The organism is Parashewanella curva, from assembly GCF_003675895.1.
Taxonomy (GTDB): domain Bacteria; phylum Pseudomonadota; class Gammaproteobacteria; order Enterobacterales; family Shewanellaceae; genus Parashewanella; species Parashewanella curva.
The window spans coordinates 1-13,162 of record NZ_ML014840.1 but is presented as its reverse complement, the minus strand read 5'-3'; the positions used below and the strand labels follow the sequence as shown (position 1 = coordinate 13,162).

At 41.4% G+C, this 13,162-nt stretch carries 12 protein-coding genes; 1 reads left to right on the top strand and 11 read right to left on the bottom strand.

The window, feature by feature from the left end:
- Window positions 1–60 precede the first annotated feature (60 nt).
- From D5018_RS18725 to D5018_RS18675, 11 genes are all read right to left on the bottom strand, one after another.
- On the bottom strand, window positions 61–435 hold the full coding sequence (locus D5018_RS18725; RefSeq protein WP_121840514.1) for a hypothetical protein: 375 nt from the start codon (window positions 433–435) through the stop codon (window positions 61–63).
- 132 nt (window positions 436–567) lie between these two features.
- A complete protein-coding gene (gene nqrM, locus D5018_RS18720) occupies window positions 568–792 on the bottom strand; it encodes a (Na+)-NQR maturation NqrM (protein ID WP_121840513.1) in 225 nt (74 codons plus the stop codon).
- A gap of 21 nt (window positions 793–813) precedes the next feature.
- Window positions 814–1,848 carry an FAD:protein FMN transferase gene (locus D5018_RS18715; protein WP_121840512.1) on the bottom strand — a complete coding sequence of 345 codons (1,035 nt, stop codon included), beginning with the start codon at window positions 1,846–1,848 and terminating at the stop codon, window positions 814–816.
- 56 nt (window positions 1,849–1,904) lie between these two features.
- Window positions 1,905–4,247, bottom strand: coding sequence for a U-box domain-containing protein (locus D5018_RS18710; RefSeq protein WP_121840511.1), 2,343 nt, complete (start codon window positions 4,245–4,247; stop codon window positions 1,905–1,907).
- Between the two features lie 603 nt (window positions 4,248–4,850).
- Window positions 4,851–5,756: an FAD:protein FMN transferase gene (locus D5018_RS18705; RefSeq protein WP_121840510.1), complete on the bottom strand. Its 906-nt coding sequence runs from the start codon at window positions 5,754–5,756 to the stop codon at window positions 4,851–4,853.
- Between the two features lie 334 nt (window positions 5,757–6,090).
- Entirely contained in the window at window positions 6,091–7,317 is a 1,227-nt protein-coding gene (nqrF, locus tag D5018_RS18700; RefSeq protein WP_121840509.1) for an NADH:ubiquinone reductase (Na(+)-transporting) subunit F, read from the bottom strand.
- 34 nt (window positions 7,318–7,351) lie between these two features.
- Window positions 7,352–7,960: an NADH:ubiquinone reductase (Na(+)-transporting) subunit E gene (nqrE, locus tag D5018_RS18695; RefSeq protein WP_121840508.1), complete on the bottom strand. Its 609-nt coding sequence runs from the start codon at window positions 7,958–7,960 to the stop codon at window positions 7,352–7,354.
- A gap of 5 nt (window positions 7,961–7,965) precedes the next feature.
- Window positions 7,966–8,598 carry an NADH:ubiquinone reductase (Na(+)-transporting) subunit D gene (locus D5018_RS18690; RefSeq protein WP_121840507.1) on the bottom strand — a complete coding sequence of 211 codons (633 nt, stop codon included), beginning with the start codon at window positions 8,596–8,598 and terminating at the stop codon, window positions 7,966–7,968.
- A complete protein-coding gene (locus D5018_RS18685; RefSeq protein ID WP_121840506.1) occupies window positions 8,598–9,398 on the bottom strand; it encodes a Na(+)-translocating NADH-quinone reductase subunit C in 801 nt (266 codons plus the stop codon). Before D5018_RS18685 ends, D5018_RS18690 begins: the two co-directional genes overlap by 1 nt.
- Window positions 9,391–10,590: an NADH:ubiquinone reductase (Na(+)-transporting) subunit B gene (locus D5018_RS18680; protein WP_121840505.1), complete on the bottom strand. Its 1,200-nt coding sequence runs from the start codon at window positions 10,588–10,590 to the stop codon at window positions 9,391–9,393. The genes D5018_RS18685 and D5018_RS18680 overlap by 8 nt, the downstream gene beginning before the upstream one ends.
- The gene (locus tag D5018_RS18675) at window positions 10,590–11,924 is read right to left on the bottom strand and encodes a Na(+)-translocating NADH-quinone reductase subunit A (RefSeq protein ID WP_121840504.1); all 1,335 of its coding nucleotides are present in this window, start codon (window positions 11,922–11,924) and stop codon (window positions 10,590–10,592) included. The genes D5018_RS18680 and D5018_RS18675 overlap by 1 nt, the downstream gene beginning before the upstream one ends.
- A gap of 391 nt (window positions 11,925–12,315) precedes the next feature.
- Between D5018_RS18675 and rluA the strand changes: the two genes are divergently transcribed.
- The gene (rluA, locus tag D5018_RS18670) at window positions 12,316–12,996 is read left to right on the top strand and encodes a bifunctional tRNA pseudouridine(32) synthase/23S rRNA pseudouridine(746) synthase RluA (RefSeq protein ID WP_121840503.1); all 681 of its coding nucleotides are present in this window, start codon (window positions 12,316–12,318) and stop codon (window positions 12,994–12,996) included.
- Window positions 12,997–13,162: the final 166 nt, after the last annotated feature.

Here is a 13,162-nt window from a genome sequence, read left to right as displayed (position 1 = left end):
ACGACAGAAGCCTTTTGGCATGCTTAAAATTTGGTAAACCGTATGAGAACACTACAAGATCTATGTTGTTTTTTTGTTAATGGTTGAAAATGTACGGATACTTAAATCACCATGCGAAATGTAGGTTTGACAATCTTGCTGTTTTAAATAAGCGTAAGCTTGTTCTGCTGATATTTGACAGGTAGATAGTGGCCGTCTAGAGGTTAATTTTGTTTGACTAGGTGTAACTTTTGCTCTGGTTTCAGAATCCGTATGAAATGAAAGCATTTGAGCAGACGTTTTCCCTACGGGTTCTGTGAGCTTTGAAGTAGCGTGAAAACTGTATCTTTTTGGTTCATTCCCTATCACACCACAGGAACCCATAATTGCTCTCTGTGCATTAGTCAATGCATAAGACGCAGTATCTTGGGTGTGAGCTTGATTTATCGCTGCCAAAATATTCTGATTCGAAATGGGTGGTAATAATTACTATAGCTTTTCTGTGAAAAGTCTCCGTTAAATGTTTTTGATATGTTTTTAACATGTTTTCTGATGCAGCAGTAAAAAAGCTCCTTCGGAGCTTTTTATTTAAATAATTCGATTTTTCTCAAGCATCTCTTTACGAGCCTGCTCTTTTTCCATTCGTCGCTTACGACGATCACAGGGATCATCACAATCACATGCTTTCTCAATACCAATCGCGCCTAAACCACCGCAACTGCCTTCAACGGCTTTGCGCTTTACAAGGTAGCCGATAGACATCAATAAAAAGAAGACTAGCAATACAACAAAGGCGGCGATAAAGGTGCTCATACTTGCTCCGAATAACTCTAACTATTTCGAACTTGGTACATAAGGTTTAAAAGCATCACTATAAATGACTTTAAACCCATCTTTATGTTTTTCGATAAGCATTATCGCTAAGTTCTCTTTTTTAGCAAGCTCTAATGCACGCTTCGTCCCTAATACCATCATGGCGGTTGAGTAACCATCGGCCATCATACAAGATGGATGTAATACGGTCGCAGATACCAGTTTATGTTGTACAGGATATCCCGTATTAGGGTCGATAATATGAGTATAGCGTTTACCGTTTTCTTCAAAGTAATTTCGGTAATCACCAGAGGTCGCCATCGCCATGCTACCCGGTTGGATAACCTCTTGAACTGCACGTTTATCAGAAACTGGCTTTTCAACTGCTATTCGCCAAGCACTACCATCGGCTTTTTTACCTTTAACCTTAAGCTCACCACCAATTTCAACCAAGTAACCGCTGATGTGGTATTTGTCCATTATGCTCGACACTTTATCGACACCAAAGCCTTTTGCAATGGTTGATAAATCGGCATATAAATCATTGCTACCTTTGGTTAGGGTTAAACCGTTTATTTCAATCGCGTTGATATTGACTTTTGCTTTAGCCGTATTAATGTCAGCCTGAAGTGGTGGCTCTACTTTCGGTTTGTCAGGACCAAACCCCCAAAGGTTAACCAATGGACCCACTGTAATATCTAGTGAGCCATGAGACTGCTTTTGTAACAATTTTGAGGCTTTCAGTACCTTAACTAAATCAGCCGATACCGTAATGCTCTCGCCCTTTTTTAACTTATTAAAACGCGACAACTCAGATTGAGGGCGATAGGTAGACATCTGATCATTAACTAACTCCAACGCTTTATCAATTTCTGCTTGTAATGTTTTGGTGTCTGGCGTGTTGTCATTAGGGACGTATTTTATATGGTAAGTTGTCCCCATGGTATTGCCAGCTAACGCTTGCTCCCCAACAGGCTTACTACAACCAGAAAGTGCTAACAGTGAAAATAACGACACCAACAAAAACCAATATTTGTGTTTTAACAGCCCATTCATTACAAGCTTCCTTTGATAAAAAAGTTTGCGTATTCTATCAATAAAAGCTATTAAAATTATACGTTAGTTGTACTCATCTCTCTTTCTAGTCGTTCTTTTGTTTGTTTTTTATATTTTTTGATTTTTTCAACCATTTTTTGATCAACGGCTAGTTTTACCGCATCGTCAAGTTTTAAGGGCTCTAAAGATACAGGGTTCACCTGTTTTTTTGTTAGCCATCTAATTAAAGCCGCTTTACTAAAGTAAATTGGAACTTGTGCTTTCGAAGAAAATATAACAATTGGGTCTACCAATAAACACTGAGTGATTGGGCATCTCAGCTCAAAGGGGGCATTCTTCTCAGCCTCTTCATCAACATAGCTTACACCTATCTTTGTTATATTTTGAACAGAAGGTTTTCGTGATTTTTCCTGTAAACCTAGATTAGAGATAACTGTAAGGTACTCTTCAAGTTTTATTTCAAACTGCTTAAATAACGCACTATTTTGATTTACTGCAAAGAGCACCTGATACTCTTTAGGCAGTGCGCTAAGGAACGGTGTGAGCGACTCTTGTTTCTGTATATATGATCTAATATTCAGCTCATCGTAAAATTGCTTTGCAACGGGCAAATATTTCTGGCACTCAGCAATAAACTTCGATCGAACATCGAATCCTGCACATAATGAAGATAAAGTTAGGCTAGGCTCATCGATATAGCCGCCTTGAGGCAACCATGTATGACTTGTTTTAAATTCACCGAGCATCAGGTTTTTGAGATGTCCCGTTTGTAGGAAAGGCAGTCTACTCAAGATAAGCTGCCAGCATGCTATACGTTTTGTAATATCATCTTTTCCTAGGTAGACGTCAGATCTTATCGGAGCCTCTCCTATCATTAGTAAACAGAAGTAGGCTAAATGTGGGACGTTAAGAAGAGGTAAAACATCACAGGCTTCAACTAACCTTGAACCTCTGTCTCCTCTAACCTCAAAATCAGGGAATCGACTGGTATCAGGCAAAGGGAGGTTACTCGCACCGGAGTTAGCAAGCGCCATTATGTGTTTAGGCTTTAAGCTGTCATTTTTTAATGCCTGCACAAGTTGTATTGCTAACTTTTCATCGAAATCTCCATCATAGGGATTAGAATCTTGACCATGAAAGAGTAACTTTAATACCTCTTGAGAGTTCACTGTCGATAATAACCGATAGCAGTCATACAAACTCAATTTCTGCTTTAACTTATGGTTTCGGCATAAAGTCAAAAGCAATTCACCAGAGGTTTCTTCTGATAAATACGGTGCAGGAAGAGCAAGCCGTTTGGCTAATGCTTTAGCTGAAGAATCACCACAAAGGCGGCTTACTGTGTCAAGCATATTTCCTTTAGTGAGGACACCTCTTTTTTCAGCGGCCAATAAAACCTTAGTACACCGTTCTTGCAGCCTGTTTGTAGAAAGGACAAGGCGATTTATCAAATATACAGATAAAATATCATATTCAGCTGCTACCCTATAGCAAATCCGAATCACGACTTCCAGTTTATCTGAACCATATAAATTCGCAGAAGCATCTAGGCATTGTTGGCTAGCCCATTGTTCAAGCTCCTTGATACATACCATACTCTTCCCATCTATTGGGACTAGAGCCTTTTTTAACTTGTCCAAGGTTAATGTCTTATCATTTACCAGCATCTCCCTAAGCGCTTTTTTACAATCCTTTTTAAACAATACATCACGTTTAATAATTTCAATATCATAGTCCTTTAAATTCAAGTTTAAGCCAAAGGTATGCCACTCAGTTTGAAGACAACTAAAGCCACATAAGAATGACTCTAAATGCCTCCTAGCCTCCCCTTCCACTACAGTGCCTAAAGGTATCTGATGCTCATAAGCCCAACATGAAATAATATGAGAAATACCATGTACTTGAACATCAAAGCCTTCATGATTAGGAGCAAATGTCTTATGAATAGCTTGAAATATAACAGCTAGTGATAACTGCTCTACTTGAGAAAACACCTTCATTAAGCACTGTTGACCCGTGCTATATATTGAAGGTTCTACTTCAAATAAGGATTCAGCATCAACACCTAAAAGAACGCCCATAACCATTGGATTGTGTATTGCACAGCCAGACTCCTTTAACAATGCTTCCGCTTCTGTTGCTGTCAAAGTTTCACTTTCGATTACATGCATAGGAGGGGCTGTGACACCAAGAGGGGCAAACAGTAAGGAGCGGTTCCGTTTCTCTTTTGGGCTCATCTCTTCTGAAGTCTTAAGCCAATGACCAAGAGCTGACTCTGTTTGAGTAATAGTCATACTGTGTGAAATAGAAGTCGAATGCGAACCTTGTTCAACTTTCTGTTGTTCTTTCTGAAAATCAGGCTCTGGTGCATTTGAAGCACTTATAGATGATGCAGACAAAATAAACACTCTAAAATCAATAGGTTTATGTTAGGGTTTGTTGAACGTTCATGCTTGAATTTTGTGCTATTTGAGCACTTTTCTGTTCAAGGCGTGAACAGTGAAGCTTAGTAATCTAAGTAAGCTGGTCACAACACAGAACAGCAAGTGCTCAAAAGCATCGAAGACAGCGTAAATTGGTACTTCTTTTGAAACAGAAAGCTGCTTCGTTATCGTTTGTTTATGTGGCAACGAAGTAACGACAGTTTTGTATGTCGGTAATAACTACACCGCACAAACTCCGCCTTGCATAAGATAACCAATTTGTCGCTGCAAAAATAAGCACGAAAGATCAACAGACCCTAATTATATCTAAAGGTTACAACCGATTAAGTTAAGACTTGTTAATATCAGTAAACATATTGAAAGGCTAGTAATGCCCATAGTAGTTTCATGTGTTCTTTCCTGCTCTATAGCTTCAGCTGAAATTCGACTGTTACGGGAGTATGAAATGGCTAATTGTTTATAATGATATAAGGCGTAAAGGAGATGTGAGTAATCCCCTTTACACCTAGTGAACTCTTAAATTGTAAAATTGAAATCAAATTCCATTTAGAATAGCAATTATCGAACACTCTTTAGGTATGGCTTAAAAGCGTCACTGAAAGTCACTTTATAACCCGTTTTACCTTTTTCAACCATCATCACAGCTAACTTGTGCTTCATGGCAAATTGCATTGCTTTTTCTTTGCCCATCACCATCATCGCTGTGGCATAGCCATCAGCCATCATAGTGTTTTTACTCATAACGGTTACGGATACTAAATTATGCTGGATAGGGTAGCCCGATACGGGATCAATAATATGCGAATATCGCTTACCATTTTTTTCAAAAAAATGTCGCTGTTCGCTTGAAGTAGCAACTGCCATATCTCTAGGGTCAAGATATTTGATTCGCTTGTTTGGATACTTAAGAGCAATGTGCCATTGTTCGCCATTAGCTTGTGTTCCTTTTACTCGGAACTCTCCATCAATCTCGATTTGGTAATTATTTATACCATAGTGAGATAACACTGAAGCCATTTTATCTACGCCAAAGCCTCTCGCAATGGGAGACAAATCAATATAAACATCGTTAGTTGCTTTTTGTAGGTAACGTCCCTTTATCATCACCGCATTTAAATTAACTTTTGCTTTGGCTGCATCTATTACAGATTGCTTTGGTGGACGATTGTATCGACTCTGTGGACCAAAACCCCAAACGTTAACCAATGGACCAGCACTGACATCAAGCGCGCCATCTGTTTCTTTTTGCAAAAATTTAGCGAACTTGATAACGGTAATAAAGTCTTTTGAAACTTTAAGCTTTTGACCTTTTTTAAGCTTGTTGAAGCGAGAGATCTCTGACTTAGGACGATGGGTGGACATTTGATCACTAATCAATTCCAAGGCGCTTTTAATATCATCGTGTATCGTTTGCGAATAAGCATCTGTTTCAGCGACATACTTTACTTTATAGGTAGTACCCATGGTGCTACCTATAAAGATACAGCTTTGCCGCTTTTTTGAGTACTTTCCATTGTTTGACTACACCCAACTATAAAAGCTGTCATAGTGGCAATTAACAATAAACTTACTTCCTTATACTTCTTGAAAAGGTTCACCTATGAATTCCTTAGAGAAATGAATTTCGCAATTAAAGCTTAATACAAATACAAAAGTCTGCGAGTAATCTGGTTGATACATTCAAGAGTACTAACTTCCATGAGTTCAAGAGCCTCGTAATAGAGCTCTTCCAAGCACCAAAAAAAGCCGTAAGACTTTACAATCTTACGGCTCATAACTTGTTAGAAGCTCAGGCTAATTAGCCACCGAAGTCATCCAGTAGGATGTTTTCGTCTTCTACACCAAGATCTTTTAGCATGCCAATAACAGCAGCATTCATCATTGGAGGGCCACACATGTAGAACTCACAATCTTCTGGTGCTTCATGGTCACGTAGATAGTTTTCATACAATACGTTGTGGATGAAGCCTGTGTATCCGTCCCAGTTATCTTCTGGTTGTGGATCTGAAAGTGCTACGTGCCAGTCGAAGTTATCATTTTCAGCCGCTAGACCATCAAAGTCTTCAACATAGAACATTTCACGCTTAGAACGAGCACCGTACCAGAAGCTCATCTTACGCTTAGACTGAAGACGCTTAAGCTGATCGAAGATGTGGGAACGCATTGGCGCCATACCAGCACCACCACCAACGAATACCATTTCAGCGTCAGTTTCTTTCGCGAAGAATTCACCGAATGGACCAGAGATGGTTACCTTGTCGCCTGCTTTTAGGCTCCAGATGTACGATGACATCTTACCGCAAGGTAGGCTTAGATCACGTGGCGGTGGCGTAGCAATACGCACGTTCAACATGATGATGCCTTCTTCTTCTGGGTAGTTCGCCATTGAGTAAGCACGAATCGTTTCGTCGTCTACTTTAGACTCTAACTTGAAGAAGCCAAAGTGCTCCCAGTCGCCACGATATTCTGCTGGAACATCGAAATCAGCGTACTTAACATGGTGAGCTGGCGCTTCAATCTGAATGTAACCACCTGCACGGAAAGGTACAGATTCGCCATCAGGAATAGCAAGCTTAAGCTCTTTAATGAAGGTCGCTTTGTTATCGTTAGAGATAACTTCACATTCCCACTTCTTGATACCGAAAATTTCTTCGTCTAGTTCGATTTCCATGTCGGTTTTAACATTAACCTGACAGGATAGACGACAACCGTTACGCGCTTCACCTTTAGTGATGTGGTCAAGTTCGGTAGGAAGAATATCACCACCACCCGACTTAACATTTACACGACACTGACCACAAGAGCCACCGCCACCACAAGCACTAGAAACGAAAATACCGCTTTCAGCTAATGCGCCTAATAACTTACCGCCAGCAGCGGTTTTAATGGCTTTGTCAGCATCGCCGTTGATGCCAATGGTAATATCGCCTGATGCAACCAGTTTTGACTTAGCGAATAAAATCACTAATACCAAAGCTAGGACGATCAAGGTGAACATACCTACACCTAAAATTACAATATCCATTAACTTATCCTTTAAAGGTCTGGCCTAAGGCGTCTTATAAAGAGACGCCAGAGAAAGACATGAAACCTAAGGCCATTAGACCCGCTGTGATAAAGGTAATACCTAGACCACGAAGACCATCAGGTACGTCTGCATACTTCATCTTCTCACGGATACCCGCAAGTAAAACGATAGCCAGAGCCCAACCTACACCAGAACCAATACCGAATACGACACTTTCAGTCAGGTTGTAATCACGCTCAACCATAAATGAAACTGCACCGAAGATTGCACAGTTTACGGTGATTAGCGGTAGGAAAATACCTAGCGCGTTGTACAAAGGTGGGAAGTACTTATCCAAAGTCATTTCCAAAATTTGTACTAGAGCTGCAATTACACCAATGAAGGTGATGAACTTAAGGAAGCTCAAATCAGCATCAGGGAAACCTGCCCACTTAAGTGCACCAGGAGCCAACAATGCTTGATAGATCACTTGGTTTACAGGTACAGAAATCGCCAATACTACGATTACCGCAACACCTAAGCCCATAGAGGTCGTTACTTTCTTAGATACGGCCAAGAAAGTACACATACCTAGGAAGAATGACAGTGCCATGTTTTCAATGAAAACAGAGCGAATGAATAAACTAATATAATGTTCCATCGTTCTTACCCTTTCGCTTCAACTTGATCAGGCTTGTAAGTACGGATGATCCAGATCAGAATACCAATCAAGAAGAACGCACTTGGTGGAAGCAGTAACAGACCGTTTGGTTGATACCAGCCACCTTCCGAAATCTTTTTCATGATTTCGATACCGAATAAGCTACCGTTACCGAACAATTCACGAACAAAACCAACAGCAAGAAGGATTGCACCGTAACCTAAACCGTTACCAATACCATCCATGAAACTCATCATTGGAGGAGTCTTCATTGCGTAGGCTTCAGCACGCCCCATCACGATACAGTTAGTAATGATCAGACCAACGAATACCGATAGCTGTTTCGCTACATCATAAGCGAATGCTTGTAGCACTTGATCTACCACGATTACCAATGACGCAATAATGGTCATTTGTACGATGATACGAACGCTGCTCGGGATCTGCTCACGAATGATAGAAATAAACAGGTTCGAGAATGCGGTTACTGCGGTTAATGCCAAGGTCATAACCAAGGCAGTTTCCATTTTACTGGTTACCGCAAGCGCACTACATACACCCAAGATTTGCAAAGCAATCGGGTTGTTGCTGATAATAGGACCAGTTAAAACTGATTTTAGCTCTTTAGCGTTAGCCATTAGCTTAGCCCTCCTTTACGAACTTTCTCGATGAAACGAGCAAAGCCTTCGTTACCTAACCAGAACGTTAGTGAGTGCTGTACACCATTACTGGTTAGCGTTGCACCAGAAAGAGCATCAACACCATGTACTGTCATCGCTTCTGCAGGGTTCTTAGTGACTTTAATCGCTAAGTTGCCTTTATCATCGTATAACTTCTTGCCATTCCACTTAGCAATCCACTTAGGATTTTGTACTTCACCACCAAGACCTGGAGTTTCACCACTGCCTGAGAACTTATAGTAAACTAAGTTCTCAATGGTATTCATGTCAGGCTTAACCGCAAGGAATGCGTACATTGTTGACCAAAGACCATAACCTTTAACAGGTAAAATGATGGTCTCCAGCTTGCCTTGTTCGTTACGAACCAAGTAAACAACAGCATCGTTCGCTACACGCTTAACCGATGCGATGTCGTCCTTAGGAACAAAAGAGTTTTTAGGATCACGAGATGCCTTGTCCATATCGAAAGTGTTACCGTCAATACCTTTAACAAAGTCACCTGTTTTTAGGTTTACTACTTTTGCAGTAATACGCTCGTCGTAAAGCTTTTTAACTTCAGCTTTAGTCATGGTCAGATTACGCGTATCAAGTAGGTTTGCCGCTTCTAAAATGTATTTTTGCTGGTCAAAGCTCTTGTTGTCATCTTGGATAGGCTTAAGCATTACCGCTGCCGCTGATACCAAAATAGAACAAACCAAACATAGACCAACTACAACGAGCAGGGTTCTGCTGAATGAATCTTTATTTGCGTTAGCCACGAGCGATCCTCCGCTTAATGTTACCTTGTACTACGAAGTGATCGAATAAAGGTGCAAACAAGTTAGCAAACAGAATCGCTAACATCATACCTTCTGGGAATGCTGGGTTGATCACACGAACAAACACCACCATTGCACCGATCAGCATACCGTATGCCCATTTACCTTTGTTAGTAAATGAAGCCGATACAGGGTCAGTTGCCATAAACATCATACCGAAGGCAAAACCACCTAGTACAAGGTGCCAATACCAAGGCATCGCAAACATTGGGTTAGTATCACTACCAATTACGTTCAATAGTGTCGATACTGCAATCATACCTAGCATCACACCAGATACGATTCTCCAAGATGCAATACGTGCGTAAATGATAACTAGACCACCAAGCAAGATAGCAATCGTTGACACTTCACCCATTGAGCCAGGAATGAAACCTAGGAACGCATCCCACCAGCCTTGGTCAAACGCATAGCTTAAGTGACCAGCAGCTGCTTGGCTCAGTGCTGTTGCACCAGAGAAACCGTCAGCTACAACCCAAGTGGTGTCACCTGACATGTTTAGCGGATAAGCAAAGAATAGGAAAGCACGACCCGCTAATGCAGGGTTAAGGAAGTTACGCCCTGTACCACCAAAGATTTCTTTCGCAACTACTACACCAAAGGTGATACCCAGTGCCACCATCCATAATGGAATGGTTGCTGGTAGCGTTAATGCGAAAAGCACCGAGGTAACAAAGAAGCCTTCGTTAACTTCGTGACCACGAACTGATGCAAATAGCACTTCCCAGAAGCCACCAACCACAAAGGTCACAGCATAGATAGGTAGGAAGAAACAGGCACCATACCACATAAGGGTGGTCCAGCCTGCATCTTTAGTCAGTTCAGTACCGAACAGTCCGAATAGGTCTACTTGCCATACGTCTGGCGTACCAAAACCAGCAATTAGCGCGTCTTGCGCTTGTAGACCAACGTTGTACATACCCATGAACATAGCTGGGAACGTACACGCCCAAACGGTGATCATGATACGTTTTAGATCGATGTTATCACGAACGTGTGTACGTCCACGGTTCACCTTACCTGGGGTATAAAATACCGTGTATACCGCTTCAAACAGGGCATACCATTTCTCGTATTTCCCGCCTTTTTCAAAATCAGGCTCGATACGTTCGAAAAAATTCTTCAAGCTCATTAGCCTTCCCTCTCGATCGTATCTAAACAGTCGCGAAGATATGAACCATAGTCATACTTGCCTGGACATACGAAAGTACACAATGCTAAATCTTCTTCATCTAGCTCTAACGCACCTAAAGATTGTGCGCCATCAACGTCGCCTGATAGCAGGTCACGTAGCAGCATAGTAGGAAGAATGTCTAACGGCATTACACGTTCATATGCACCAATTGGCACCATTGAACGATCAGAACCGCCGGTGCTGGTTGTGATGTTAAACAGCTTAGATGGAGACAAGTGGCTTAAGAATGCACGAGTGGCTGAGAACTTGTTAGCACCAGGCATTGCCCAACCAATGAATTCTTTTTCAGTGCCTTCTTCAAGTACACTGATTTGGTTGTGGTAACGACCTAAGAATGCGTGAGGGCCATTAGCCGTACGACCGTTAAGCACAGAGCCAGAAACGATACGATTTTCGCCTTCTTGAACTTCTTTTGCCATTAACTCAGTCGTGCTTGCACCAATAACAGTGCGCAGTAGACGAGGTTGTAGTGCTTTAGGGCCACCTACTGCAACAACACGTTGAACGTGCAATTCGCCGGTAGTAAATAGCTGACCAATGGCTATTACATCTTGATAACCAATGTGCCAAACCGTACGGTTAACAGAAGCCGGAAGCAAATAATGGATATGAGTGCCAACTAACCCAGCAGGGTGTTTTCCAGCAAATTCTTCAACTTGTGCGTTTGCAGCAGGAATGTCTTTACCCGCTTCTTTACACAAGAATACTTTGCCTTCAGTCAATTTCGCTAGCACCTTAAGGCCGTTAGCGAAATCGTCTTTATGTTCGTTGATCACTACCGCAGGATCCGCAGCCAAAGGCTGAGTATCGATAGCAGTTACAAAGATAGCTGCTGCATCAGATTCGATGGCAGGTACTTTGCTAAATGGGCGAGTACGTAAAGCCGTCCACAAACCTGAACCGATCAGATTTTCACGAACTTGGCTTGACGTTAAGCCGTCTAACTCAGAAGCATCATATTTATCAAAAGTAACTTGCTCGTCACCTTCAACATCAATCACAACTGACTGTAAGACACGCTTGGCGCCACGGTTAATTTCGGTAACGGTACCACTAGCAAAAGCTGTATATACAACACCAGGGTTCTTCTTATCTTCGAAGATCACCTGACCTTTTTTAACCTTGTCACCGACACGAACTTTCATGGTCGGGCGAAGGCCAATATACTCTTCACCTAGGGTAGCCACCTGTTTAATGGCTGGGCCATTATGGATAACTTGTTCTGGTCCACCAGCGATGGGTAGATCCAATCCTTTCTTAATTGTAATCATATCCACAAGCACTACGTTTGAGGGAAATACAAAAGCGCCACATTAAGCAATAAGCACAAGAATTTAGTACTATTTTCTAGCACTAAATTCACGAAAAACAATTGTCAAAATGCGATCACTATCACGTTGGTCGCGCGCATTTTACCCCAATTGGTGACGCATCGCCACGAAAAATATAGGTTTATTCCGCATCAAGGACGTATTAAGTCAGCTTAAGTTAAGGTAATCGCTCTACTTCAAAAATATACGAGTGTTGTGAACTTGATTCGCTATGTATTTGGATTTAATGAGATACTCATTTGGCTACGAACGAAGTCGCTAAGATAACACTTGAACTTTAAGCATCGAATCGCTATCTTGAGCGGCCTTTTTTCAAGCTTATTACCCCAACATGTCAGACGACTTTATTTACTCACCACCTTCTGTTCCTTGGTTAGATATCATTTATCAAGATAAAGATGTTATTGTCGTCAATAAACCTTCTGGCTTACTGTCTGTACCTGGGCGCGATCCTGCTCATTTTGATAGCATTTATCATCGTGTAAGGCTGCTCCATCCTAATGCCCAAATCGTTCATCGTTTAGATATGGCGACTTCAGGGATCATGGTTCTGGCGCTAAGAAAAAAAGCAGAAAGTGAACTTAAACGTCAATTTAGAGATAGAGAGACCAAAAAGATCTATTACGCTCGTGTTGCAGGTCATGTTTCTAAAGATGTTAAAAAGGTAGAATTACCGTTAATTTGCGATTGGCCAAATCGCCCCAAACAAAAGGTGTGTCATCAAGTAGGTAAGCCTTCTTTAACTTATGTTGAAGTGGTGAGTTATGGTAAACGTTCAACCTTAGTTAAGCTCACACCCATCACTGGTCGTTCACATCAATTAAGAGTGCATATGATGGCAATCGGTCATCCAATTCTAGGTGATGGCTTTTACGCTGACCCACTAGCCAAGCGTCTTAGCCCAAGATTACTACTTCATGCACAGAGTTTGACGTTTAAGCAGCCTTATTCTTTGGAAGATTTGTCTTTATCTAGTTCAATTCCATTCTCAAAAGCATCAATATTTCAGTAAAAAACAGCCGTTAATCAACACACATTTTTACCTACATTTAATAAACTACCCCGCAGCAAGCTGTCTCACCTTCGGCTCGACTTCGCTTCGCGAAGCGGGGTATTTATCTCAGAACAACGTTAACTGGTGATCTTTATGTAGCGCTTTGTACTTATCACCTTTTCCT